The organism is Flavobacterium pisciphilum (assembly GCF_020905345.1).
GTDB lineage: Bacteria > Bacteroidota > Bacteroidia > Flavobacteriales > Flavobacteriaceae > Flavobacterium > Flavobacterium pisciphilum.
This window is the reverse complement of the sequence record NZ_JAJJMO010000001.1, coordinates 2296040-2322103: the sequence shown is the minus strand read 5'-3', so window position 1 is coordinate 2322103 and position 26064 is coordinate 2296040. Positions and strand designations below refer to the sequence as shown.

Annotated in this window: 32 protein-coding genes; 18 read left to right on the top strand and 14 right to left on the bottom strand. The window is 32.1% G+C overall.

The features are described from left to right. Positions 1-23: 23 nt before the first annotated feature. From LNQ49_RS09705 to LNQ49_RS09655, 11 genes are all read left to right on the top strand, one after another. On the top strand, positions 24-701 hold the full coding sequence (locus LNQ49_RS09705) for a Crp/Fnr family transcriptional regulator (RefSeq protein ID WP_229988571.1): 678 nt from the start codon (positions 24-26) through the stop codon (positions 699-701). 80 nt (positions 702-781) lie between these two features. Next, on the top strand, positions 782-1378 hold the full coding sequence (locus tag LNQ49_RS09700) for a peroxiredoxin-like family protein (protein WP_229988570.1): 597 nt from the start codon (positions 782-784) through the stop codon (positions 1376-1378). Positions 1379-1384: 6 nt separating this feature from the next. Further along, positions 1385-1843 carry a YHS domain-containing (seleno)protein gene (locus LNQ49_RS09695; RefSeq protein ID WP_229988569.1) on the top strand — a complete coding sequence of 153 codons (459 nt, stop codon included), beginning with the start codon at positions 1385-1387 and terminating at the stop codon, positions 1841-1843. A 7-nt stretch (positions 1844-1850) separates the two neighbouring features. Then, on the top strand, positions 1851-2237 hold the full coding sequence (locus LNQ49_RS09690; protein ID WP_229988568.1) for a DoxX family protein: 387 nt from the start codon (positions 1851-1853) through the stop codon (positions 2235-2237). A 2-nt stretch (positions 2238-2239) separates the two neighbouring features. After that, positions 2240-2728: a DinB family protein gene (locus tag LNQ49_RS09685; RefSeq protein WP_229988567.1), complete on the top strand. Its 489-nt coding sequence runs from the start codon at positions 2240-2242 to the stop codon at positions 2726-2728. Continuing rightward, positions 2716-3426, top strand: coding sequence for an NRDE family protein (locus LNQ49_RS09680; protein ID WP_229988566.1), 711 nt, complete (start codon positions 2716-2718; stop codon positions 3424-3426). Before LNQ49_RS09685 ends, LNQ49_RS09680 begins: the two co-directional genes overlap by 13 nt. Positions 3427-3437: 11 nt before the next feature. Further along, positions 3438-4472 carry a D-alanine--D-alanine ligase gene (locus LNQ49_RS09675; RefSeq protein WP_229988565.1) on the top strand — a complete coding sequence of 345 codons (1035 nt, stop codon included), beginning with the start codon at positions 3438-3440 and terminating at the stop codon, positions 4470-4472. Between the two features lie 4 nt (positions 4473-4476). Next, positions 4477-5130 (top strand): hypothetical protein, encoded by a 654-nt coding sequence (locus LNQ49_RS09670; RefSeq protein WP_229988564.1) that lies wholly within the window; start codon positions 4477-4479, stop codon positions 5128-5130. A gap of 24 nt (positions 5131-5154) precedes the next feature. Beyond that, positions 5155-6129 (top strand): M20/M25/M40 family metallo-hydrolase, encoded by a 975-nt coding sequence (locus tag LNQ49_RS09665; RefSeq protein WP_229991329.1) that lies wholly within the window; start codon positions 5155-5157, stop codon positions 6127-6129. 37 nt (positions 6130-6166) lie between these two features. Further along, positions 6167-6844 carry an SDR family NAD(P)-dependent oxidoreductase gene (locus LNQ49_RS09660; RefSeq protein WP_229988563.1) on the top strand — a complete coding sequence of 226 codons (678 nt, stop codon included), beginning with the start codon at positions 6167-6169 and terminating at the stop codon, positions 6842-6844. Between the two features lie 164 nt (positions 6845-7008). Further along, the gene (locus tag LNQ49_RS09655) at positions 7009-7614 is read left to right on the top strand and encodes a SprT-like domain-containing protein (protein ID WP_229988562.1); all 606 of its coding nucleotides are present in this window, start codon (positions 7009-7011) and stop codon (positions 7612-7614) included. A gap of 100 nt (positions 7615-7714) precedes the next feature. Here the strand turns inward: LNQ49_RS09655 and LNQ49_RS09650 are convergent, their stop codons facing one another. The 7 genes from LNQ49_RS09650 to gcvP form a co-directional block, all read right to left on the bottom strand. Next, on the bottom strand, positions 7715-8476 hold the full coding sequence (locus tag LNQ49_RS09650) for an ABC transporter ATP-binding protein (protein ID WP_229988561.1): 762 nt from the start codon (positions 8474-8476) through the stop codon (positions 7715-7717). Next, positions 8473-9222, bottom strand: coding sequence for an MlaE family ABC transporter permease (locus LNQ49_RS09645; RefSeq protein ID WP_035619715.1), 750 nt, complete (start codon positions 9220-9222; stop codon positions 8473-8475). The genes LNQ49_RS09650 and LNQ49_RS09645 overlap by 4 nt, the downstream gene beginning before the upstream one ends. An 81-nt stretch (positions 9223-9303) precedes the next feature. Continuing rightward, positions 9304-10152 carry a glycosyltransferase family 2 protein gene (locus LNQ49_RS09640; protein ID WP_229988559.1) on the bottom strand — a complete coding sequence of 283 codons (849 nt, stop codon included), beginning with the start codon at positions 10150-10152 and terminating at the stop codon, positions 9304-9306. 17 nt (positions 10153-10169) lie between these two features. Continuing rightward, positions 10170-10691: a class I SAM-dependent methyltransferase gene (locus LNQ49_RS09635; protein ID WP_229988557.1), complete on the bottom strand. Its 522-nt coding sequence runs from the start codon at positions 10689-10691 to the stop codon at positions 10170-10172. A 242-nt stretch (positions 10692-10933) separates the two neighbouring features. Continuing rightward, a complete protein-coding gene (locus LNQ49_RS09630) occupies positions 10934-11992 on the bottom strand; it encodes a 3-oxoacyl-ACP synthase III family protein (protein WP_229988555.1) in 1059 nt (352 codons plus the stop codon). 264 nt (positions 11993-12256) lie between these two features. Beyond that, positions 12257-13600, bottom strand: a complete 1344-nt coding sequence (locus LNQ49_RS09625) for a hypothetical protein (protein ID WP_229988554.1) — start codon at positions 13598-13600, stop codon at positions 12257-12259. Between the two features lie 170 nt (positions 13601-13770). Beyond that, the gene (gene gcvP, locus LNQ49_RS09620) at positions 13771-16620 is read right to left on the bottom strand and encodes an aminomethyl-transferring glycine dehydrogenase (protein ID WP_229988553.1); all 2850 of its coding nucleotides are present in this window, start codon (positions 16618-16620) and stop codon (positions 13771-13773) included. 135 nt (positions 16621-16755) lie between these two features. Between gcvP and LNQ49_RS09615 the strand changes: the two genes are divergently transcribed. The 3 genes from LNQ49_RS09615 (at position 16756) to LNQ49_RS09605 (ending at position 20069) form a co-directional block, all read left to right on the top strand. Further along, positions 16756-17568 (top strand): hypothetical protein, encoded by an 813-nt coding sequence (locus LNQ49_RS09615; protein ID WP_229988552.1) that lies wholly within the window; start codon positions 16756-16758, stop codon positions 17566-17568. A gap of 422 nt (positions 17569-17990) precedes the next feature. Further along, positions 17991-19010: a hypothetical protein gene (locus LNQ49_RS09610; protein ID WP_229988551.1), complete on the top strand. Its 1020-nt coding sequence runs from the start codon at positions 17991-17993 to the stop codon at positions 19008-19010. Positions 19011-19151: 141 nt separating this feature from the next. Continuing rightward, positions 19152-20069 (top strand): hypothetical protein, encoded by a 918-nt coding sequence (locus LNQ49_RS09605; RefSeq protein ID WP_229988550.1) that lies wholly within the window; start codon positions 19152-19154, stop codon positions 20067-20069. Between the two features lie 148 nt (positions 20070-20217). Here the strand turns inward: LNQ49_RS09605 and LNQ49_RS09600 are convergent, their stop codons facing one another. From LNQ49_RS09600 to LNQ49_RS09570, 7 genes are all read right to left on the bottom strand, one after another. Beyond that, on the bottom strand, positions 20218-20679 hold the full coding sequence (locus tag LNQ49_RS09600) for an SRPBCC family protein (RefSeq protein ID WP_229988549.1): 462 nt from the start codon (positions 20677-20679) through the stop codon (positions 20218-20220). Then, entirely contained in the window at positions 20680-21588 is a 909-nt protein-coding gene (locus tag LNQ49_RS09595) for a TIGR01777 family oxidoreductase (RefSeq protein WP_229988548.1), read from the bottom strand. 40 nt (positions 21589-21628) lie between these two features. Continuing rightward, positions 21629-22000, bottom strand: coding sequence for a hypothetical protein (locus LNQ49_RS09590; RefSeq protein ID WP_229988546.1), 372 nt, complete (start codon positions 21998-22000; stop codon positions 21629-21631). A 20-nt stretch (positions 22001-22020) separates the two neighbouring features. After that, positions 22021-22233 (bottom strand): hypothetical protein, encoded by a 213-nt coding sequence (locus LNQ49_RS09585; protein ID WP_229988545.1) that lies wholly within the window; start codon positions 22231-22233, stop codon positions 22021-22023. 133 nt (positions 22234-22366) lie between these two features. Beyond that, the gene (locus LNQ49_RS09580) at positions 22367-23080 is read right to left on the bottom strand and encodes a YqjF family protein (RefSeq protein WP_229988544.1); all 714 of its coding nucleotides are present in this window, start codon (positions 23078-23080) and stop codon (positions 22367-22369) included. A gap of 2 nt (positions 23081-23082) precedes the next feature. After that, positions 23083-23415, bottom strand: coding sequence for a hypothetical protein (locus LNQ49_RS09575; RefSeq protein ID WP_229988543.1), 333 nt, complete (start codon positions 23413-23415; stop codon positions 23083-23085). A gap of 55 nt (positions 23416-23470) precedes the next feature. Beyond that, positions 23471-23974 (bottom strand): GbsR/MarR family transcriptional regulator, encoded by a 504-nt coding sequence (locus tag LNQ49_RS09570; protein WP_229988542.1) that lies wholly within the window; start codon positions 23972-23974, stop codon positions 23471-23473. 378 nt (positions 23975-24352) lie between these two features. Here LNQ49_RS09570 and LNQ49_RS09565 point away from each other — a divergent pair, with 378 nt between their 5' ends. The 4 genes from LNQ49_RS09565 to LNQ49_RS09550 all read left to right on the top strand — a co-directional run bounded on the left by LNQ49_RS09565 (position 24353) and on the right by LNQ49_RS09550 (position 26064). Next, entirely contained in the window at positions 24353-25012 is a 660-nt protein-coding gene (locus LNQ49_RS09565) for a hypothetical protein (RefSeq protein ID WP_229988541.1), read from the top strand. A gap of 221 nt (positions 25013-25233) precedes the next feature. Next, entirely contained in the window at positions 25234-25548 is a 315-nt protein-coding gene (locus tag LNQ49_RS09560; RefSeq protein ID WP_229988540.1) for a hypothetical protein, read from the top strand. A 91-nt stretch (positions 25549-25639) separates the two neighbouring features. After that, positions 25640-25816, top strand: coding sequence for a DUF1843 domain-containing protein (locus LNQ49_RS09555; RefSeq protein WP_229988538.1), 177 nt, complete (start codon positions 25640-25642; stop codon positions 25814-25816). Between the two features lie 74 nt (positions 25817-25890). Next, positions 25891-26064 (top strand): DUF1843 domain-containing protein, encoded by a 174-nt coding sequence (locus LNQ49_RS09550; protein ID WP_229988537.1) that lies wholly within the window; start codon positions 25891-25893, stop codon positions 26062-26064.

The window sequence follows — 26064 nt, the reverse complement described above, 5'->3', positions numbered from 1 at the left end:
TTTACAATCCTAGATTCGATATTATGTACGAAGATTTAAAATATTGGTATTTGCGAGACCACAAATTGTTCCGAACATTAAGTTATGGGCAAATAAAGCAATTGTGTATCATTACAGGTTTTAAAAAAGCAGAGAAAGGAGAGATTATTTATTTCTCTTCTTCTGATTTGCCTCGTATTTTCTTATTGAAAAAAGGAAACATTAAAATTGTTGCAGTTGATGAGGATGGAAATGAAACGATAAAGGACATTATTCAGAAAGGAGATTTGTTTGGAGAATTAACTTTGGAGACTGATAAAGAAACAAATGAATATGCAAAAGTTCTCTCAGAAGATGTTTCTATTTGTAGCTTTTTAATGTCGGATTTTGAAGATTTATTATTACGAAATCCTAGCTTGGCATTATCTTATACTAAATTCGTGGGATTGAAGATGAAACGCATTAAGAACAGCTATTCTAATTTAATCTCTAAAGATGCCAAAACAAGATTGCTTCAGTTTTTAAAAGATTGGGCAGAGAAAGAAGGAGTGAAGTCTGGAAACTCAGTAACAATCGAAAACTATTTAACTCAAAATGATATTGCCCAAATTATCTGCACTTCAAGACAAACGGCAACACATTTGATTAATGAATTAGAAACAAATAAGGTTTTAATTTACAATCGAAAAGAAATTGTAATACAAGATATTACTAAATTATAATTATTTTATCGGAACTGTAATATAGCCGACATTTTGGTTCGGGATACCGAAGTAGCTTTACATTATCAAAATGTAAGACTATGAAAAAAATAATTTGTATTGCTTTAGTAGCAATAAGTTCAATGCTACATGCTCAAAGCATGATGCCAAAATTGGCAACAGATATTTCACCTTTATTAATAGGTGAAAAAATCCCAAATACCACTTTAAAATCATCAGAGAATAAAGATATTACTCTTTCTGATTTATATAAAAAGAAGAAAACAATTTTAGTTTTTTACCGTGGTGGGTGGTGTCCTTACTGCAACGCACATTTATCTGCCTTGGCGGAAGCGGAACAACAATTAGTAGATTTAGGATATCAAATTATCGCAATAAGTCCTGACTCACCAAATAATTTAAAAACTACCGAAGAGAAAGATAAGGTAAATTATTTATTGCTATCAGATAGCAAAGGGGAGTTAGCAAAGGCAATGGGAATTGTTTTTGAAGCTCCAGAAAACTATAAGCCAATTTTAAACGTACATTCAAATGGAGACAATAAGTTATTCTTACCAGTCCCTTCTGTATTTATTTTAAATGGCGATGGAGAGATTCGATTTGAATATATAGCCCCAGACTTTAAACATCGTATTTCTAACGAATTATTGGTTGCAGTTGCAAAAACTTTAAAATAAAGTAAGATGAAAAAGCTAGTTATAATACTGTTTGTTTTAGCATCAATTAATATGTTTTCGCAAAATGATGCAAAAAGAATTGCTCAGTTTAATTTAGAGAATAAAGTTGCTATTCAAGGTTACGATCCTGTTGCTTATTTTAAACAAAACAAAGCTATAAAAGGTAAAGATGATTTTACGGCTTCTTATATGGGAGTTACTTATAAATTCTCATCAGCTTCAAATAAAGATGCTTTTATCAAGAATCCTACAGTATATGAACCGCAATTTGGTGGCTGGTGCGCTTTTGCAATGGGAGATTCAGGAGATAAAGTAAAAATTAACCCTGAAACTTTTAAAATTATTGATGGGAAGCTTTATTTATTCTACAATGCCTTTTTTAATAACACTTTAAAAAGTTGGAATAAAGACGAAGCAAATTTGAAAGCTAAAGCTGAGAATAATTGGAAAAAGACATACAAATAATTAGGTCATGAAAAGAGAATATATAGCTTGGATTCTGAGAGTAATTGCTTCAGCAATTCTGCTACAGACCTTGTATTTTAAATTTACTGGTGCTCCTGAGAGTATTTATATTTTTTCGACTTTAGGAGTTGAACCTTATGGAAGAATTGGAACTGGAATTGCTGAATTAATTGTTGCAATTCTAATTTTAATTCCTAGAACAACGTGGCTTGGAGCTTTATGCGGAAGTGGTGTTATGAGTGGTGCTATTCTTTCGCATTTATTTGTTTTAGGAATTGAAGTTAAAGGCGATGGAGGATTCCTTTTTGGACTTGCCTTAACGACATTAATTTGTTGTTTGGGATTGCTTTATCTAAATAGAAATAAAATATTTAATCTTCTAAAAACGAAATAGTCATGTTGTTAAAATCAATCAATCACAGTTTAGACGAGTTGACAAATTTGTTAGATCAATTGTCTGATAAAGAATATTCAAAACCTTGCGGAGTTTTAAGTGACTCAAGTATTGGTGAGCATGTTAGACATATTCTTGAAATGTTTCAATGTCTTGAAAAAAGTTATGATTCTGAAATTTTAAATTATGATAATAGAGAGCGTGATAAACGAATCGAAACCAAAGTACAATTTGCAAAACAATTCATTCTAGATGTAAAATCAGGTTTGAAGAGAGATAATAAAATCATTTACTTGGAGCATACGGCGAATGGACTTACGTTTAGAATTCAGAGTAATTATTATAGAGAGCTATTGTATAACTTAGAACATTGCACTCATCATCAAGCGTTGATTAAAGTAGCTGTTTTGCAGTATGATCATATTGTGCTGGATAAGAATTTTGGAGTAGCTCGTTCTACAATTGAATATAGGAATCAATGTGTACAGTAACTTTTGTAAATAGTAACGGAAAAATTATTTTGACTTCCAATCGGGATGAAAAAGTAATACGTCCTAGCGCAATTCCGCCTAAAAACTATATTAGAAAGGGAAGGCATATTACTTTTCCAAAAGATTCAAAAGCAGGAGGGACTTGGTATGCATTGGACGATAAAGGAACTGTTTTGGTGTTGTTAAATGGAGCTTCGATAAAACATGAAGTTATATTGCCATACAGAAAAAGCCGTGGATTAATTGTTTTGGATATTATAGAACAGGAATCACCTAAAGATTTTTGGGATGTAATCAATTTAGAAAATATTGAGCCTTTTACGCTGGTTTTATACCAGAAAAATAGACTTTTCCAATTGCGTTGGGATGGCATCCTAAAAGAAACTATAGAGTTGAGTCCTGATGAAAGCCATATATGGTCTTCGGTTACTTTATATTCAGAAGAAATTAGAGAAAAAAGAGCCAATTGGTTTCGCTCTTTTTTGACAGGTAAAAGTGAAATCTCTTCATCAGAAATGCTAGATTTTCATAGATATACTGAAAAAGATAACACAGAAAACGGATTGGTTATTAATCGCGATAACGAATTAAAAACATTGAGTATTACTCAAACTGTAATCGAAAAAAATAAAGTAATGCTCGGGTATTATGATTTGATTCTAAATCTTGATTACCTAACATCATTTATTACAATTTAAAACTAAAAAAGGTGAAACTATTTTTTCATAAAATCAGCAATTGGGAATACTGGCCATTTCAAGTCTTGTATATACCTATTTATTTTCTTTGGGGTTTTTATGCGATTAAAGCAAAGTCAATATTTTTCTTCAATGCATCTAACCCCAGAATTAAAAATGGTGGATTTATGATGGAAAGTAAAAAAGCAATTTATGATTTGATTCCACAAAAATATTATCCTAAAACTGTTTTAATTAAAGAGAAATCTGCTTTGTTGGATATTGTAGCTGCAATTGTAGATAAAGGAATTCGGTTTCCATTAATCGCAAAACCAGATATAGGATTGCGAGGTTCAGGTGTAAAAAAAATTAAATGTGTTGAGGAATTGAAGGAATATGCAACGAAAGCAAATTTTGATTTCTTATTGCAGGATATTATTCCATTTGAGAATGAGATTGGAATATTCTATGTTCGTCATCCAAACGAAAAATCAGGTAAAATTACTGGAATTGTTTCTAAAGAATTTCTGATAGTTGTTGGTAATGGTATTGCAACTATCGAAGAGTTAATAAACGAAGTCCCTAGGTATAAACTACAACTAGATGCTTTAAAGAAAGAGTATGGTGAAACATTACAACGCGTTTTACCTACTGGTGAGCAGCTTAATTTAGTGCCTTTTGGGAATCATGCTCGTGGAGCAAAGTTTTTAGATGGGAGTCATTGGATAACTCCTGAACTTACTCAAACAATTAATGCTATTTGTGTACAAATCCCAGAGTTTTATTTTGGGAGGTTTGATATCATGTACAATAATTTAGATGAATTAGAACGAGGAGAAAATTTTTCTATTGTCGAATTGAATGGGGCTGCGAGTGAGCCGACACATATTTATGATCCAAAGCATTCTTTATGGTTTGCGTGGAAAGAACTCGCAAGACATATTACTTATATGTATGAAATAAGCATTGCAAATCACCAAAAAGGAGTGCCATATTTGGCTTATAAAGTAGGAATAAATGAATATCGATTGCACTTGGCACAAAGTAATAAAATCGTAAATTTTTGAAACGATGAAACGGGTTAAAAATATTTCAGTAGGTTTTTTGGTTAGCTTTTTAGGCTCAATTCCGCTTGGATATTTAAATTTGGTTGGATTTGAAATCTATAATAAATCAGGATTGAATAATCTGTTTCTGTTTTTGTTAGGAATTGTTTTTGTTGAATCATTTGTTATTTATTTTACATTATTATTTGCAAAACAATTGGTGAATAATAGAAAGTTGATGAAAGGGATTGATTTTTTTGCAATTGTTTTCATGCTGATTCTGTCTTATTCATTTTATATGCATGCAGATTCAAACATAAATAGCGATAGTTATGTAGAGAAGTATATAATGTATTCCCCTTTTGTTATTGGAGTATTGCTTAATTGCTTTAATTTTTTGCAGTTGCCTTTCTGGACTGGTTGGAATTTGTATTTAATAAATGAGAATTATATTTCTACAGAAAAGAATTATAAATATTATTATATTGCAGGAACTTTAATTGGAGTTTTTTTAGGAATGCTTAGCCTTATTTTAATATTGCAACTCATTTTTAAGAATACATCATTTGTTTTTAATTATCTGATGTCAATTCTTATTCCGTTGTTTTTTGTTGTTTTGGCTGGTATTCAATCTTTTAAAGTGTATAACAAATATTTTAATGTAAAGCTTAAAACTTAGCTTAACCAAAACAAAATCTTCATGATGAAAAATGTACTTTATTTATTTCCGTTTATTTTTTTTGGCTGTAATACGAATATGACAGTTAATAACGATACAACTCACCCAGATTCTAAGTTAGAAATCAATTATAAAGTAAAAGAGAGTGATGTGGCTTCAACTTTAAAATACCTTTCTTCGGATGAGTTAGAAGGCAGGGAAACAGGAACTAAAGGAATTGAAAAAGCAGCTGTTTTTCTGGAAGATTTTTTTAAAAGTAATAAAGTAAAACCTTATTTTTCTTCTTATCGAGATACTTTATCTACGTTTAGTGCCCCAGCATATAATATAGTTGGATATTTAGAAGGAACTGATGCTGCTCTGAAAAAAGAATTTGTGATTTTGAGTGCACATTATGACCATATTGGGATTGATAAAAAAGGACTTAATGGTGATTTTATAAATAATGGAGCAAACGATGATGCGTCTGGAGTGGTAGCAGTTGCAGAAATGGCAAAGTACTTTAGTCAAACTAAATCGAATAAAAGAAGTGTGCTTTTTGTATTTTTTGCAGGTGAAGAAAAAGGACTTTTAGGCTCAAAACATTTAGCTCAAAAACTAAAAGGTAAAAACTTTAATCTATATACTCAACTGAATATAGAAATGATTGGTGTACCAATGAAACGTGAATTTTTGGCATATATCACAGGTTTCGATAAATCGAATATGGCAACAAAAATCAATGAATATACAGGAGATAAGACGATTGGGTTTTTGCCAAAAGAAGCCGAATATCAATTGTTTTTTAGATCAGATAATTTTCCTTTCTACGAGGCATTCAAAGTTCCTTGCCAGTCAATAAGTACATTCGATTTTGAGAATTTTGAGTTTTATCATCATGTTTCAGATGAATTTAAATTAATGGATGTGCCACATATGGCTTCATTTATTCAGGAATTACTGCCTGCAGTAACTCATATGGCTGGTTCTCCAACGAAAGAGATTTTGATGACCAAATAAACTATGCTTTTTTATCGGTTTTCCTTATTTTTGCTACATGAAAAATATTATTATCACAGGAACGAGTAGAGGGATAGGTTATGAGCTGGCTTTGCAATTTGCAAATGCAGGACATCAAGTATTGGCTATTTCAAGAAAAATTCCTCAATTGCTTTTGGAACATTCTAATGTGACTTGTCTTTCTATTGATTTATCTAATGAATCTGAATTATACAAAGTAGATGAATTTCTTTCTTCGACTTGGAAAAAAGTTGATGCTTTGGTGCACAATGCAGGAGCTTTGCTTTTAAAGCCTTTTGCAGAAACGACCCAAGAAGATTTTGAAAGCATTTATAAAGTAAATGTTTTTGCCGTAGCTAATCTTACTAGAGTTTGCTTGCCTTACCTTCAAAAAGGAAGTCATGTTGTGACTATTAGTTCTATTGGTGGTGTTCGCGGAAGTCTTAAGTTTGCAGGTCTTGCTGCTTATAGTTCTAGTAAAGGTGCAGTAATTACATTGTCGGAATTATTAGCAGAAGAATACAAAGAAAAAGGTATCTCATTTAATGTTTTGGCTTTAGGTTCTGTTCAAACAGAAATGTTACAGGAAGCTTTTCCAGGATATCAAGCACCGATTTCGGCTGAAGGAATGGCTACTTATATTTATGATTTTACGCTTAACGGTAATAAATATTTTAATGGTAAAGTGTTAGAAGTTTCTTCGACAAATCCGTAAAATAATTATAAGTTATGAATGAAAGTATTGTAAAAATCAAAAGTTTTAAGTTCGCTATTAGAGGGGTTAATTTAGATTCCTTCGATTTAATTAGATCATTCTTATAAATTTCACAATTCACAATTCATAACTCTTAATTCATAACTCATAATTTATTTATTGTCTTGAGCCAAACCTTAGCAAAATATATTCCTGAACATGCTGTAAGACCAGTTTTTGATCTTATTGTTGATAATCGTGTGCATCTTAAGATTGTAAACGAAAGACAAACACGTCATGGAGATTATAGAAAAGGACCAGGTGGCAAACATGAAATAACAGTAAATTCTAGTTTAAATAAATACAAGTTTTTGATTACGTTAATTCACGAAATTTCACATTTGGTAGCGTTCGAAAAATTTGGAAGAAATATAAAGCCTCACGGAAACGAATGGAAATATTCTTTCCAGCGATTGATGGTTCCTTTTATACGTCCTGAAATTTTTCCAAGTCATTTATTGCCATTACTGGCTAGGCATTTTAAGAATCCAACAGCAAGTAGTGATACTGATACAACATTGTCATTGGCTTTAAAGCAATATGACAAAGAAAACGATAAGAATTATATTTTTGAAATACCGTTTGGAAGCGTTTTTAGAATACATAACGGTAAAATTTTTAAGAAAATGGCCGTAAGGACCAAGCGTTTTGAATGTCTCGAAATAAGCTCTGGAAAGACGTATCTCTTTAATCCAAATGCAGAGGTTGAGTTGCTGCCAGTAAAAAACTAGTTTTTACCACAAAAAAAAGCCATTTAGAAATTATAATGAAGAACTAAATCTTCTTAATTTCTAAATGGCTTATATTATTTTATGGAATTTTATTGAAAGGTTATCCTTTTAAATAAGCTTCTCTTACTTTTTTGAATAAATTAGATGAATAAACAAACTCGACAATCGCTTTATTGTCAGTTATAAAAATCTCCTCTTTTGTTCCTTGCCATTCTTTTACTCCATTTTTTAAGAATAAAATATTTTCACCAATCTCCATTACAGAGTTCATATCGTGTGTATTAATTACAGTTGTGATATTGTATTCTTCGGTGATTTCTTTAATTAAATTATCAATTAAAGTTGATGTATTTGGATCTAAACCTGAGTTAGGTTCATCACAAAATAAGTATTTTGGATTGTTTACAATGGCACGAGCAATAGCGACACGTTTTTGCATACCTCCAGAAATTTCTGAGGGTAATTTTTTATGCGCATCAATTAGATTTACTCTTTTTAAAACGAAATCTACACGGTCTTCAATTTTTGAAGCTGGATCATTGGTAAACATTTTAAGAGGGAAAGCAACGTTTTCTGCAACAGTCATGGAATCGAACAATGCGCTTCCTTGAAATACCATTCCAATTTCGGTACGTAATTCCCTTTTTTCATCTGGATCTAGTTCTGAGTAAACTCTACCGTCAAACTCAATTGTTCCAGAATCTGGAGCATGAATACCCAATAAGCTTTTTAATAAAACTGTTTTCCCAGATCCACTTTGCCCAATAATTAGGTTTGTTTTTCCAGTTTCGAATACAGTTGAAACTCCTTTAAGTACTTTGCTGTCGCCAAATGATTTTTCTATGTTTTTTACTTCTATCATGAGCCTAATAACAATTGTGTTAGTATATAATTAAAAAGGATAATAGATACAGATGTCCAAACGAAAGCTACTGTACTTGCCTTTCCTACTTCTAGTGCACCACCTTTCATGTAATACCCGTGAAATGATGGAATGGTTGCTAATAACATGGCGAAAATTATCGTTTTGATAAAAGCATAAGTGATATGAAATGGAATAAACTCCATTTGTGCTCCCATTATGAAATCATCACTGGTTGTGAATCCTCCATAAACTCCAGCTAACCAACCACCAAAAATACCTAAGAACATACTAATTCCAATTACGAAAGGGTATAATAGTAAGGCGATTATTTTTGGGAAAACCAGATAGTTTAATGAGTTTACACCCATAACTTCTAGCGCATCGATTTGTTCAGTAACACGCATAGTTCCTATACTAGACGTAATGAAAGAGCCCATTTTTCCAGCCATAATAACTGAAATGAAGGTTGGAGCAAATTCTAAAATTACAGATTGTCTGGTTGCGAAACCAATTAAGTATTTAGGAATTAATGGATTTGTTAGGTTTAATGCTGTTTGTATTGCAACAACTCCACCTACGAAGAATGAAATGAAACAAACAATACCAAGGGAATCAATAATTAAGTCATCAATTTCTTTAAAGATTAGCTTTTTCATAACAGACCATTTGGTTTGTTTGTTGAAAATTTCTTTAAGCATCAAGAAGTATCTTCCTATTTGGGATAAATAACGAATGAGCATCATAGTTTTTACGAATATGGGCTAAATTACGAAAATAGTTGCCAGTTTACGGTTTAGATTTTATAGTTTTTTTGATTGTTTGGACTAAAACAGCTTTTCTTTCATTTTTTTCAAACGATATTTTCTGATAAATTTAGCTTGCGCTTCGGTTACCAATAAAGGTGTTTTTGCTTTTTTTGCTTTCCAAAATCCTTTGATGTAATCAAAGAATAACAAAGGTTTTTTCTTCATTAATGCTAGTTTGGCTGAAGAAACGGTTGTGATTAAAAAACCATAACCAAGAGTGTAAAAAGCTTCACCTTGTTTGTAGCGAGCTGTTTTGCTATAATTAGCTCCAGTCGGTTTTAGGTGTTTTACAATTAATGAGCTATCGGTAACAACTTTCCAATTGTAAAATTTAGATAGTAACTCATCTACAGTATCCCAGCCCATTGCAGGCTTTAGATTTCCAATTTGTAAGAAGCACTCTTTGCGATAAGCTTTAAACGCTCCTCGAATGTGATCTTTGTCGGTTAGGTTTTCTAGAATCCATTCCCCATTTTTTTCTATGTAAGCAAATCCTCCAGCCATTCCAACTTTTGGATCCTTTTTAAAAATGTTGAGAATTGTTTCAAAGTAATTGTTTGGCAGAATTAAATCTCCATCTAATTTTACGATGATGTCATAATCTTCATCTAGTGTTTCAAATCCTTTGTGAAATGCTTGAATTACTTTACTTCCGGGTAAATGTATAGCACTTGAGGTTTTGTTAACTAAGGAGATATATGGGTTTTCTTTGGCATAATCCAATACAATTTCTTCCGTTTTATCGGTAGAATTATCATTGACAACAACAATTTTTTTAGGTAAAACGGTTTGCGAAATCAAAGACTGCAAGGTTAAACCAATAAATTCTTGTTCGTTATGTGCCGGTATAACAATGTAATATTTCATATTTAATAAGCTGAAAACTATTTTCTCTCTGCGTAAACAATATAGTATCTGTTAGTAAAACTTCGTAATAACGGACGGATACCGAATTTTTTTACTGGATTGGTCCATTTTTGTCTGTCGATGATTTTCCAACCTGTTTTTTCGAGAAGCCAGTCTAATTGCCAATCTTCAAATTCATGATAGTGTCTATCCCACATATCTGTTTTACTACGGTAAGCAGGTGAGAACCACAAGCGCATTGGAATCGAGATAAATAGTTTATCTGATTTTATTTCGTTTAAAATAGTAAATGGGTTTAGTAAATGTTCGAAGATTTCGAAAGCAGTAACTACATCTTGTTTTTCGGTAGCGAATACTTTTTGGTCAATATCTAAATCTTCTCCTGTAGTATTTTTTACTTTAAAACCTTCTGCTTTCATGATTTTTGAAAACGGATTTTCAACTCCTAAATCCAAAATGGTTTCTGATGTTGTAATGTGCTTTTTTAGAAATTCTAAAGTATGTTTGAATCGTTTATTCGGAAATGTTTTTTCGTACATAGTTATTTCGAGGAACGATACAATCTCTCGTTCTTAGTTTTAATTAGGGTGCAAAGGTACAAAATATCTTCTTTTTTTATAGTTTTTTAGCCCAGATAGAAATGAAAAGCCCACGACTTAAAAAATGTAGTTTTTATGAGCTTAAAAAAGCGACTTTATGAAGCTCTTTTTAAGGTTTAAAAAAACACGTTTTTTAAGTGTGGACTTGTAGTGGATAACTGGATTAGCTCTTAAATAAGGAACTAATGTCTGTATACAAATGCATTTACGTTCATTCCTGCTCCAACTGATGCAAATATGATTACGTCGCCTTTGTTGATTTCATGATTTTGTATTTTTCCTTGTAATATTAGGTCGTAAAGTGTTGGCACTGTAGCTACACTACTATTTCCTAAATCGTGAATACACATAGGCATGATGTTTTCTGGAGGAGTTTTACCATGTAGTTTGTAAAAACGATGAATTATGGCTTCGTCCATTTTTTCATTTGCCTGGTGAATCAATATTTTTTTGACATCATCGATTGCAATACCGCTTTTGTCTAAACAGCTTTTCATAGCTGCAGGAACTTGGCTTAAAGCAAATTCATATATTTTTCGACCATACATTTTAATGTATTTGGTGTCTGGATCTAAGTCTGGATTGTATGATTTTCCGAAGAATAAGTAACCCGCCTCATCTGTTGCAAAAGTAGCACTCTCGTATGATAATAAGCCAGTTTCGTCATCTGAAGCTTCTATAACCGATGCTCCTGCTCCGTCTGAATAAATCATAGAGTCTCTGTCATGATCATCTACAACTCTAGAAAGTGTTTCGGCTCCAATTACCAAACAACGTTTTGCCATGCCCGACTTGATGAAGGCATTTGCTTGTAATACACCTTCAATCCATCCTGGACATCCAAAAAGGATATCGTATGCAACGCATTTTGGGTTCTTAATGCCTAATTTATTTTTTACACGTGTTGCTAAACTCGGTAGTATATCTGATTGCGTTGTTCCGTATTTTACATCACCAAAATTGTGAGCGAAAATAATGTAATCAAGAGTTTCTGGGTCGATCTTAGCATTTTCGATTGCTCTTTGCGCAGCAAAATATGCTAAATCTGAAGATGTATATTGATCTTCTGCATAACGTCTGTTTTCAATACCTGTTATTCCTTTGAACTTATTGATAACAACTTCATTTGGGTAGCCAAAAGGAGTTCCGTCTTCATTTAAAAATACATGTTTATCAAAATCTGTATTCCTTACTTCTTTTTGTGGAATATAGCTTCCTATTCCAGTTATTTTTATTTTCATTACGCAGTTTTTCCTAAATAATTTAGGCTAATTTAGAAATAAAATAATAATTACAACCATAATATTTACTATGCATGCATATAATTATAGAATAGTTTGTAATTTGTTTAAATATTTGGTTATAGTTTAATTATTGGGGTTATTTTTTGGGTTTTTTACAGCGTAAATTGCGACTACTTGAAATTTTATTTTTAAAACTATTTTATAGAACAAAAAAAATGCCCCGATTAATCGAGGCATTTGTAAGATTTATTTTTGTTTTTATTAATTTATTCTTTCAAGTGCAGTTGCTTTTTTATTGATTTCTTCATTTACAATTTTAAGGACTCCCTCTTTGCTAATTTCTGCAAAAATCTTTTTACCATCTTTTAATCTTAAACCACTAAATTGAACTTTATCATCATTGTCTACATCTAAAGTGTAAATTTGATATTCGCCTGATACAAGTAAATTAGTGTAAGCATGGGTATCTAAATTAACCTTATATAGGTCAGTTTTTGTTGCGATATAATAATTTTCTTTTGAGTAGACAAATTTTGCATCATCTTCTATATTTGGTAAGTCTATGGTTTCAACTCCATTGTCACTTTCAAAAAATTCCCAATTCATATCTCCCCAACTATAATAGGTATCTATAAATACAACTGAATTTTTTTTCTTTATCATAAATGACCCTTGACCAGATGTTCTAAACATATGTCCAACGCCATCTGGAACTGGGGTACCATTACGAGGCCATACAACAGGAGTGGTGATATTGTCACCATCGATGTTTACTTTATGAATTTGTGGGAAGTAGTTATTATCCCATGTATAAGTAATAAAATAAAAGTTGCCATTATTGCCTAGCCAAAATTCCTTGTTATCTCTTCCTTCTATTTTAACTTCGAAAATTCCGCCGTTTGCTTTTTTTATACGGATATCTTTTGTGCCGTTAGACTTTGTGACTCCTTTACTTTCTCCATATTGATACATACAATTTCCTTTTGGGTCAACTTCAAAATATGAAGGAGTTTGTCCACTCGGTAAATAATCTATAACATTGATATTATCAGGGTTGTTTAATGATAATTTTCCAACTGAGTTATATCCTTTGTAATAGTATATGTTTCCTTCAGAATCAGTTTTAGGTAAAATTTCTCCTAATTTTTTGCTACCATGCGAAAAGTTTAAAGAGGAGGAATTGTAAATTGCTCCGTCAGTTTTTCTTACCAGTATACTAGTGTAGCTTTGTGGAGTTCCTTTTTCGTCTGTATAATTAAAATTTCCTGTAAGTAAAACGTAAGTTGAATTTAAATTTTTTATACTGTATACTGTAGGGACAGTAGTTGCGTTTGAAGAGCCATCAATATTTGTGAAATTTACTGGTAAGTATTTACCGTCTGCAGTAATTTTAAATAAATTGGTTTCGGTTGCGAGGTTTTTGCCAGATGGAGATTTTTCTAGCATAACTAGACTTTTTGCATCTGTAATATTTAATATCGTTTTTTGATTTTTTGGTTGATTGGTGATTTGGTCTCCGTTATTAATTTCATTTTCTTTATCGCTTGAGCAGCTAATAGATAATAAAACAAAAAGAGAACATAATAGGTGTAGTGTTTTTTTCATATACGTTTTTTTAAGTTAAAGGGTTATTTTGTAGCTAAAGTAATAAAAAATATAGGCTTTTCAATTTGTTAATAGCATCTTATTTCATTAAAGGTTTGTATGTTGGAAAAAAATACCCCGATTCAAGAATTCTTGATCGGGGTAGATTGTATAATTGTAAAAGCTTGTTCTTATTCTTCCATATAAGCTTCAATAGGAGCACAGCTACATACTAAATTTCTATCTCCAAAAGCATCATCGGCTCTGCGTACAGTTGGCCAGAATTTGTTTTCAGCAATATACTCTAATGGGAAAGCTGCTTGCTCTCTTGTGTATGGGAAATCCCAAACATCTGTAGTAAGCATTGCTAGTGTATGTGGTGAATTTTTTAATACATTGTTTTTATCTTCTAATGTTGAAGCTTCAATTTCTTTACGAATTGAAATCATCGCATCACAAAAACGATCTAATTCTTCTAAGTTTTCACTTTCAGTAGGTTCAATCATTAAAGTTCCTGCAACTGGGAAAGATACTGTTGGAGCATGGAAACCATAATCCATTAAACGTTTTGCAATATCAGTAACTTCAATTCCTTTTTGTTTAAATGGACGACATTCTAGAATCATCTCGTGAGCAGCACGACCCATTTCTCCTGAATATAGAGTGTCGTAATGTCCGCTTAATTTTTCTTTGATGTAGTTAGCATTTAAAATAGCGTGTTCTGTTGCGCTTTTTAAACCGTCGGCTCCTAACATCGAAATGTATCCGTAAGAGATTAAGCAAACTAATGCTGAACCCCATGGAGCTGCAGAAATAGCTGTAATTGCGTTATCTCCTCCTGTTGCAATAACAGGGTTTCCTGGTAAAAATGGAACTAATTGTGGCGCAACGCAAATTGGCCCAACTCCTGGTCCACCACCACCGTGAGGGATTGCAAATGTTTTGTGTAGGTTTAAGTGACAAACGTCAGCTCCAATTGTAGCAGGATTTGTTAATCCTACTTGAGCATTCATATTTGCACCATCCATATATACTTGACCTCCATTATCGTGGATCAATTGTGTAATTTCTTTAATAGCACTTTCGTAAACTCCATGTGTAGATGGATACGTTACCATTAAACAAGATAGGTTGTCTTTATGAAGTATTGCTTTTTCACGTAAATCTTCTACGTCGATGTTTCCGTTTTCTAGCGTTTTTGTAACAATAACTTTCATTCCTGCCATTGCAGCAGAAGCTGGATTTGTTCCGTGTGCTGATGATGGAATTAAAGCAATATTTCTGTGGTGATCTCCTTTTGATTGGTGGTACGCACGAATTACCATAAGTCCTGCATATTCTCCTTGTGCACCTGAGTTTGGTTGCAAAGTTGTTCCAGCAAATCCTGTGATAACGTTTAATTGTTGTTCTAATTTTTTCAACATTTCTTGGTATCCTTGTGCTTGATCAAGCGGAGCAAAAGGGTGAATGTTGTTCCATTGTGGGTTACTTAATGGTAACATTTCGGCAGCAGCATTCAATTTCATTGTACATGAACCTAGCGAAATCATTGAGTGATTTAATGCTAAATCTTTACGTTCTAACATTTTGATGTAACGCATCAAAGCCGTTTCTGAATGGTATTTATTGAAAACATCATGTTCTAAGAAAGAAGATGTTCTTTTTAAATTCTCTGGGAAATGGTTTGTATTTGTTAAGCTATCAATTGTTGTAGCTTTTTGATTTGTAGCGGTAGCAAAAACAGAAATAATTTCGTTTACCTCAGCAACACTTACTGTTTCATTTAATGAAATAGAGATAGTGTTTTCGTCGATATAATAAAAGTTGATTTCGTTTTGTTCTGCAACGGTGCGTACTTTTTTAGAATCAGCTTTTACTACGATTGTATCAAAGAATGCAGTATTAGTTTGTTCTACACCTAATTTTTTTAATTCGTTTGCAAGTGTTGCAGTTGCAGCGTGAACTTTATCAGCGATGTATTGCAATCCTTTTGGTCCGTGATATACTGCATACATTCCTGCCATTACAGATAACAATACCTGAGCTGTACAGATGTTTGAAGTTGCTTTATCACGTTTTATATGTTGCTCACGTGTTTGTAATGCCATACGCAAAGCACGGTTTCCATTGGTATCGATTGTAACTCCAATGATACGTCCTGGCATACTTCTTTTGTATTCGTCTTTTGTTGCAAAGTAAGCAGCGTGAGGTCCACCGTATCCTAACGGAATACCAAAACGTTGTGTTGTTCCAACAACAACAGCAGCTCCAATTTCTCCTGGAGGAGTTAATTTTGCTAAGCTCAAAATATCAGCAGCAACAGCTACTTTTATTTCATTCTCTTTTGCTTTAGAAATAAAAGCAGCATAATCATGAACTTGTCCGTATTTTCCAGGATATTGAAGGATTGCTCCAAAATATGCTGATGAGAAATCAAATGTTTCGTGATTTCCTATAACTAATTCAACTCCGATTGGTGTTGCACGAGTTTGTAAAACTGATAATGTTTGTGGTAAAATTTCTTCAGAAACAAAAAACTTATTGATTTCGTTTTTCTTCTGATCTCTTGATCTTACATCAAATAAAAGTGCCATTGCTTCAGCAGCAGCAGTTGCTTCATCTAATAAAGATGCATTGGCAATCTCCATTCCAGTTAATTCTATAACTGTAGTTTGGAAATTAAGGATTGCCTCTAAACGACCTTGAGCAATTTCTGCTTGGTAAGGCGTATATGCGGTGTACCATCCTGGATTTTCAAAAACATTTCTTTGAACAACCGCTGGAACGATAGCTTGGTTGTATCCTAAACCAATATATGATTTAAAAACCTTATTTTTATTTCCTAATTGGTGTATGTGATTTGAAAACTCATATTCTGTCATTGCAGGATCTAAGTTTAATGGTGCTTTTAAACGAATGTCATCTGGAAGCGTTTCATAAACGAGTTGTTCAATAGATTCAACTCCGATTGTTTTCAACATTTGTTGATGGTCTGTTTCTCTTGGACCAATGTGTCTTAAAGCAAAAGCATCTGTTTTCATATAGTAGTAAAAGTGTTGTTTTTTTGTGGTGCAAAATTAAGTATTAATAATAATCTAATTGCTATTTTTTAATGCATTTTTTGTGAAATTTACAACTAAAGGGTTGATTTCTTAATAATTGATTATTTTTGTTATATGAAGGTAATTACGCAGCTATTTAATTTTTATATCATTAGTAGCATTCATGTAGCTTTATCATGTTATGCATTGGTACGTTTAACATTCCATATGTTTGGTATTGAGTATGATGAATCAATCTCATTGTTTGTTTTTTTTGGAACAATTGTGGGATATAATTTTGTGAAATACGATGCATTGGTTCGTGTAAACAAAGTGCCAATAGGCAATCAACTAAAAATTATTGCTGTTTTTAGCTTTTGTTCTCTTTTATTGGTTGGTTATTATTTTTTTCAATTAAAACGAATAACTCAAATTGTTTCGGTTGGGATACTTGCAATTACGGCACTTTATACACTTCCATTTTTTCCAAATAGAAAAAATGCTCGTAATTGGGCAGGAGTCAAAATCTATATAGTTGCGCTTTGTTGGGTTGGAGCTACCTTGGTCTTGCCTTTAATTAATGCTGAAATTACTTTTACTTCTGATTTTTATTTAAAATGTGTACAACGTTTTATTTTGGTTTTTGTACTGATATTAATTTTTGAAATTATTGATCTAGCAAATGATGATCCACATTTGCAAACAGTTCCACAGCAAATAGGAGTAAAACGTACCAAGATTTTAGGGGTATCATTGTTGTTGCCTTTTTACTTTTTAGAATTCCTTAAATCTAATTTTGATAAAAATCAATTGGGAATTAATTTAGTTATGGTTTTTATTTTGTCACTTTTTATTCTTTTTGCGAATGAAAAGCGGTCTAAATACTACACTTCTTTTTGGGTCGAAAGTATTCCGATTTTTTGGTGGCTGATGGTTGTGTTTTTTTAATTTTATTAAATTATAAAAAGTATTCTATTCTAATTTTTCTTAATTGGGTTTTTTTAATGTAAAGTATTTATTATTAATTGATTACGATTTTTTGTTGATCGATTTTATTAAAATAATTACATGACTTGTTTTCTCTTGTTTCATGACATAGAATGTTCTTCTTGTATCATTTTTTTTATTAAGTAGAAGTGTCTGATTTACTTTTGAGGTAGAAAATAAACGCTAGCTAAATTCATTTTCAATATTTGTTTCAGATTGTTTTTTAAAGGGCTTATGTCAAGTTTTTTATGTGATTTGTAAATACCTTTTATTGGAATGCTCTAGATAAATACTACGATTAAAAAAGTGGAGCAGACACCACATTAATAAACGAGGCGGACTCTGAAAAGCCTTATGAGTAAGAAACCCAAATTTACAATATCATGGATAATAATCATAGTCAAGTATTGTCTTCTGTCCAACAAGGAACAGGAGATGTATCTCTTCCAAATTCTACTGCAGGTTTGTACAACACGCTTTGTAAAGGTTTAAATTTGAGTGACAAGCAATTTCAAATGATTCAGGGAGTTTTACCTGTTCAAACTGATGCTGCTGGAGTTTATAATTTTGTTGATGGAATTCCACCAGTATCCGTTTCAACATTGTATACGAGCAATCCAATTAATGGTTTAAATGGTAATATGCAGATCGTTATTAGCGATGCAAAACCAAGTTTTTTAAGTAAATTAGCACAAGACAATTATGTTAATCCAAAATATTGGGTTGATGGAAATGTTGCTGTAGACCCTATTTATGCTCCAGGTTTTGCTGATTTATATAATCAAGTGAATAATGGTTCATCAGCTTTTATATCTTTTGATTCTGCGACAGCCGATAGTAACCTTGACTCTTCTTGGGCAAAAAGCACAGGATCTGCAGGGGTAGGTTTTTGGGGAACTTCTTCTAGTTCCGTTTCTACTGAGGTAAATAAAAAAGCTTCTTCTTCTAGAATTACGGTGACAATCTCGATTGATAAATTTGCCTTCTTACAAGTGCGTGCAGGAGGTTGGTTTACACAAGGATTTTTTACCAATCAATATAAAGACCCAGGAAAATGGAATCAAGGTCAAGCAGATTGGGATAGAGTTTTTGGACCTAAAGGTTCGTGTCAGAATATTGCAAATCAGGTATTGTTGATAAACGGTTATACGATTACTACGACTTCTTTTGCTAAGTATTCTGATTCTGAGTATAAACAAATTACGACTAGTAAAGACACTAACGTATGGCCTTTCTATACGTCGCATTCTGGTTCATCAGTAACGCAGACACATACACATGATTCTGAAGGTTATATTACTACCACGATTACCTGCAAACCAGGAAGTCTACAAATATTTGGTATGGGGGTTATTCCTACTAAGCTTGCTATAGAAGGTCCTTCAGCTTTTAGATTGATTTAATTAATTCTAATTAAGTAAAATAAGGAGAACACGGTTCATTCTGTGTTCTCTTTTTTTAATTGAATATCAATTCTTAATTACTTGACTTTTTAAAAGGAGTTGGTATGCAGGTGGTTTTACGGTAATTTAATAAAAATGGTTATGATAAATAGTTATGAAGAATTAATTATTAAAGAAATTTCATCTAGTCTTACTTTAGATTTGGCAAATTTGAGATGGTTTCCTATAGTTCCATTGTTTCCTAAGAGCGATTGTGAATTGTTTAATTTACTTGATATTATTCCTAAAAAAGGATTTATTGCCAATGTAGATGATCAAAGTACCTTGTTTAGTAAGGCTTATGGACAATTGCTTGATGCCCAAAAAGATTCTTTTGCAATCGATATAGCAAGAAAAAACTATGCTAAAGAAGATTTTTGGTTAAAGTGTAATACTGTTAAAACACCCATATTTAAGCCAGATTCTGCAGGAATCCTTACTGCATTATCGGATGGGGCTTCATTTGATTTTACTTTTGATTCTAAGAATTATCCGCCACCGAAGATAGAATTATTTCCCTCTTATCCTAATTTAATAATCTTTCAGCCTTTCTTAGATTTTAATGAAATGGCACGTGAGGAAAGATTTGTTTTTAAACTACATTTTGATAAGATTGTTCATGTACCTATACGTTTTGGAAGTTGGTTTAATCAAGGCGTTTTTGTAAAAGCTTTTACAGATAAAGGTAACTGGATGACTGGTCCTAATTTGGTGACGTGGGATGAACTATTTGGTGCAAATGGAGTTTTGACTTTATTTACAAACGGCTTATTAGTTGCATCAGGCATGACTTTGGAAATTCAAAGTTTTGCAAAATATGATTTAAAGACTTTATTACTTTTAAAGAGTAATTTATTGACATCTGTCTGGCCATTTTATTTAAATCCAGAAGATGCTAGGTGCAGTTTTGATATTGGGACTGATGGTAGTATTACGATTAAAGTTACTACTTCAAAATCAAAAAATCTATTATTAGCGATGGAAGCAATGTTAGTAGATTCTTCTGTTTCTGGGTCGTAGACGGTATATTTAATTTACCAAAAGAGTAATTGTTTTATAAAAGTGATTAAATAAAAAGAACTTCGTATCAAAAAGATAATTAGTGAAGTTCACTACTATATAGTATTCAAATAAAGAAACTGTTCTAATGTAATTTTGGAGAGTTTCTTTATTTTATGTTATTGTTTTCAGCAATAGTTTTTAAAATTTTATTTCTTTCCAAGAGAAAGTTTGTCAAATGTTTTTCAAGAATTAAGAAGTCAAACAATTTTCCAAATACGCCATACGGAGTTTCATATTGCAGTTTATCTGTCATGATTGTTTCCTCGTTTACTTCTTCAAAAAAATGTTCATGTTTAAATGATTTGAATCTCCCTTGTTCCATTTCGTCAACAAAATAATCGTGAAGATTCATCGCTGTTATTCGGCTTTTATGAGTTAAATAAAAACCGAAGTGTTTGCCTTGCCAAGTTACTGTTTCATTATAATTGATTAGTCCAGTCATTACGCCAGCTATTGCTTTCTCATTTGATTTTGAGGCAGATTTCTGATGTATATCTATATCTCTTGAATAATCAAAAACAATTTCTTTTGTTGATTTTATTTTTGTGACTAGATTTATTGTTGTCATTTATATTAAGTTTTTTAATGCTTTTTCTATTGTATCAAATTCAAATTGAAAGCCATTTTCTTGTAATCGTTTCGGAATTACATTTCGGCTTTTTAAGATTAATTCAGCTTCAGTTCTAATTAATACTGCTCCGAATTTTAATAACGGTTCGCTTATCGGAATCCCAAATGGTGAACCAACAGTTTTTTGGAGTTCATTCATAAAATCAACATTGCGAATTGGTTTTGGAGATACAATATTTACAACTCCAGTCATTTCTTTTTGGATTATAAAATCTACAGCTTGTACAAAATCAGTTTCGTGAATCCAGCTTACAAATTGATTCCCTTTTCCTTGTTTTCCGCCTAAACCAAATTTTGCCAATGTTTTTAGCGGAACCAAAGCACCTCCATTTTTTCCTAAAACGATAGATGTTCGCAAAGCAGTCTTTAATGTATTTGGAGTTTCGGTTTTAAAAAATGCCTTTTCCCAAGATAAAGCAACATTAATAGAAAAGTCATTTCCAATTTCTCCGTCAATTTCATCCATTTCCTTATCTAATGAAAATCTATAAATTGTAGCTGTTGATGAGTTTAGCCAGTGTTTAGGTGGAGTTTTACAATTTAAAACAGCTTCGTTTAGGATTCGGGTACTTTCAATTCGAGATAGTAGAATTTCTCTTTTATTTTCTTTGGTATAACGACAATCTACAGATTTCCCTGCAAGGTTTATTAAAACGGTTGCGTTTTCCAACTCGTTTTCCCAGCCAGAAAAAGTTTTAGCATTCCAGTTAACGTATTTAATGGTGTCAACTATTTTAGATTTTCCTCGGGTAAGAATTACTATTTCTTCAAATTTATCTTTAAAATGATTGACTACTACCTGACCTAAAAATCCTGTTCCGGCTGCAATGACGAGTTTATTTTGCATGATGTGTTTTTTTACTTTTAAACTTACTTTACTATCTTAATTATGCTGCTACAGTATTTCTTTCATTAGCTTTTCTTTTTCCTCTAAAAAAGAAATACAAATTAATAAATAACATTATTCCTAGGTAAATTGAGAATCCACCTATTTTATAGCTTAAAGCTTCTATTAAGGTTTGGTAATTATTGATATCTTCTACTATCGTTAAGATCATTAATGCAAAACCAAGATTCAGAAGGTAAAATCCAGTTTCGAATAGTTTATTGGTTGCATTGGCAATTTCTTCTCTTCCTTTAAAGATATCAAGCATGTATACTTTTCCGTTTCTGAATAAAGTTTTTGAAACATAATAGGTTAGGAAAAGAGCTATTGGTAAATAAATGGCATAACCGATTAAAATTTTTGTAGTTTCCATGACGTTTGATTTATTAGTTGTTAATTAATTTTTGAATGTATTTGGTTATTATGATGATGTTTATGTAATGCAATCCTGAGATTATAAATATAATAATCGCTGTTTTTATTGCTATCATTTCTATGAGTTGATGGGTAGATAGTATTGTTTCCCATGAAATTAAAGTCATTGCACAATACCCAATATTCAGCAAGTAATAGCCCAGTAGTAATAGTTGATTTATTCTTTGACATAACTCTTTGTGATTAGGAATAAGCTCTGAAACGAAGACATTGCCATTTTTGTAACAGCTTTTTCCAACCCGAACTATTATAAAGATTGTTATCATCAAATAAATGAAATATCCTATAATATTAAGATTTGCATTCATGACTTTATTTTTTTCTTGTTTTCAACTGTAATGGTAGAGCCTATTGCTAAAAATGCCGAAAGTGGTTTTGACTCATTCAGGAAAGCAAAATCTTGCCCGTAGTTGTCTTCAAAATCAACCTCTATTTTATAATCAATTAAGCGAAGTTGTTTCCATCTAGGATGTGTTACCTCATATTCATAGGTGGTATCTTTATCGTATTTGGTATATCCAAAGTAATGCTCGGTGATGAACTCGGCTTCTGAGTTTATTGCTATTTCTTTTTGAGTTGTTTCGGTTTCCACCTCAATAGTATTCCACTTATTTTGATTCTTCCATTGATAAACAAAAGTTTTTGAGTTTATACTCTCAATAATAGCATGCTTCATCTTATTAGTTTGGTAGTGTTCCTTATATAGAGTGTTTGCAATAAAAGTAATGGCTGGTTTAGGAACTATTTCTTTTATAAAAACCACACCACGTTTCCATGCTCCATTTTCAAACCGTTTGACATAAAAACGAAGGTTTACTTCTTCAAAGTCTATATGAAAAGGGACTTTTATGCCTAATACTTTGGTGTTTTTAAACATAAAACCAACTAAACTCACATAACATTTGTTATCCCATAAATCAATCTCAGTTCCAGGCGGTACATATTTCTCTAGTATTTTAGGATTGATCTCGTAATTAAATAATGCTAAATTTTTCCATTCTGCAGTTAAAAAGCTCATGATTATTGTTCTTTATAAATTAGGATAGAAAGATAAATGGCCAGAATAAGTGGAACTGGAACGAGTACATAGCTCATGAAATTATTGTAGCCAATAAGACCATTAAATAACCAAAGGGCAAAGAACAATATAACCGCTGAAATGTATATCTGAATATATCTGTCTTTTGGATTATCAACCAGCATTTTTACTCCTATCGAAAATTGAATTAATCCTGTAAGCATCGTAGATAATAAGGCAAATATTATAGCGCCTTCTTTGAAAACTGGATATGTTATTGCAATGATAAGCGGAATTGCAAGCGCTAGTGTGTTCATTTTTTGTAAAGCTTTCATAGTTATTGAGTGTTTTAAACTTTCAGAAAAAAATGAAAGTTTTGATTAAATTTTTTTATTTCATTATTTTAAGAACCAAACGTCCCAACCAGTTTTCATTAAATTCGGTCATTTTGTCTAGCATATTATCGGCTTTTAATACAAAGTCATACAATTTAGCAGTTTGATCTACAAAGTGTTTTTCTTCTGCTGAATTTTTCGCTTCGATCGATGAAACCTCTTTTAAGATTTTAAGTGCTGGTTTAATTTCACGTTTACTTCTTTCGCGTGCAATTTTTACAGCAAGCTCATCTAAATCTTTTTCGGCAGTAAAAAATTCTCTTCTTTCCCCCGTTTTATATTCTTTATAGACAATTCCCCAATCCATCAAGGCACGTAAATTCATACTAGCATTTCCACGGGAAATTTGTAATTCTTCCATAACATCTTCCATAGAAACAGGTTCGTTGGAAACCATTAATAAAGCATGGATTTGCGCCATGGTTTTATTAATTCCCCATTGAGAACCTAATGCTCCCCAAGTTTGAACGAATTTATTTTTTGCTTCTTTGAATTCCATGATACAAATGTAATTAAAAGTTTTTAAACTTTCAAAAATAAATGAAACTTTAATTGATTGATTTTGTTTGTAAGTTTAAGTTGTTTAAAATTAGATGTTTGTGCGTTTTTATGTTCTGTGCCAGTTTTTGTTTGTTTCATGACCAAAATTTCCCGTTTGATACCATTTTGTTACAAATGCCTATTTATTTATAATAGCTTTGAAATAGAAGTTAGCCCCAAATCTATCATTTATAATAGTTTTTTTTAATATTTAAATGATTCAGCTAACTCATCAAAAGAGTGGAGCAGAACCCACTGAAAAAAAACGAACTGTTTCGCACAGTACAAAGCGAAGGCGAATCTGAAAAGCCTTATGAGTAGGACAAAATTTATTATCATGCAAGCTATACCTACAAAAGTTAAAAATGTGAATGTGTATCCTTATTTTGAGTGGAATGGTGGAGGCATCGGGCCAGTTATTCTTCCTGTTATTGAAGGAGCAATTGGAACCTATGGTGTTGGTACACTAAGAAGATCAGTGTTTTATAATCTAGATCTTGATTTAAAAACCCAAAAATCTAAACTTGGTATTCATCAAAAATATGTAGCAACGGGAGAGTATGAAGATGGTACTCCTTTTACTACTCCGTGGATGTTTTGCACAAATGCAAGTAACAATCCTGAGTTTGGAAGAACCATTACAATGGGTAAACAAGAATCTGAATCTACTACTTTGGGAGATTCTATTGTGCCTACTTACATTACGCTAGGACCGTTAACAGATATTACAGTTTCTCAGTTATTTCCAGCGCCAGCTATCGGAGAGAAACTACTAATTGAAAACGGATCAGGAAATGTGATTGCTACTAGAACTGGTACACCGCATGAAATGGGAGTGGAAGTAGTGAAAGGTAAGAAACTAGGAGTATTAATACCTGGGATGAAAGACATCATTATTACTGGAAAAAACAAAGAAGGTAAAACAGTTACAGTGAGTAATTTAACTGGTTTGAGTCACAATGAGCCAGCTGTTTTTTTACACCAATTCGGAGGTTAATTCTTTAAACAATCAATTTTTAAATTAATGACAACTAGCAGATATGGCAGTAACAATGCCGTATGATATTGCTATGGTAAATTGTTAATGGTTTAGAGTAATGGTTTTTTTAATGAATTCAATAAGTGGAGCAGAACCCACTAAAAAAAACGGACTGTTTCGCACAGTACAAAGCGGAGGCGGATCTGAAAAGCCTTATGAGTAGGACAAAATCTATTATTATGCAAGCTATACCTACAAAAGTTAAAAATGTAAATGTGTATCCTTATGTTGAATGGAATGGTGGAGGCGTTGGGCCTGTTATTCTTCCTGTAATTGAAGGAGCTAGTGGAACCTATGGTTTTGGTACACTTGGGAGATCTTTATTCTATAACCTTAATTTAGAAACTCAAAAACCAAAACTTAATATCCATCATAAATATGTAGCAACGGGAGAGAAAGAAGATGGTACTCGTTTCACTACAGAATGGATGTTTTGCACAAATGTTAGTAATGATCCACAATTTGGAAGAACGATAACATTGGGTGGTGAGTAAGTTACTACAATGATTCTTTTCATATGATTGATAACGTACTAAAGTTATTAGTCTTGACGTAAAACAATAATTAGTATTAAAAACTACAAATATGGGAATAATTATGCCATACGGTGTCGCTATTAGAGAAGCTTTGGTATCAAATGATTTGGCTAAGATGGAGGCTGTTGCTAAACAGGCGAAGCAAACCATAAAAGACCAAGGAGACCTAACTGGAGCTTTGCTAGACTTACTAGACGCGATAGATTCACTAAAGAAGAAAAAATAAACTGACTTGTACAGAAAAGCAAGGGGGTATCTGAAAAACCTAAAGAGTAGGAATAACTATAAACACAAGATATTATGGCAACAGTACTTTACGGAGTAGGAATCAGAGAAGCGATAGCATCAAATGATTTAGAAAAAATGGTTGCAGTAGCTGAACAAGCTAAGAAAACCATAAGAGAACAAAAAGATTTGCATGTAGCATTGGTTGAATTGCTTGATGCAATTGATACTTTGAGAAAGAAAAAGTAA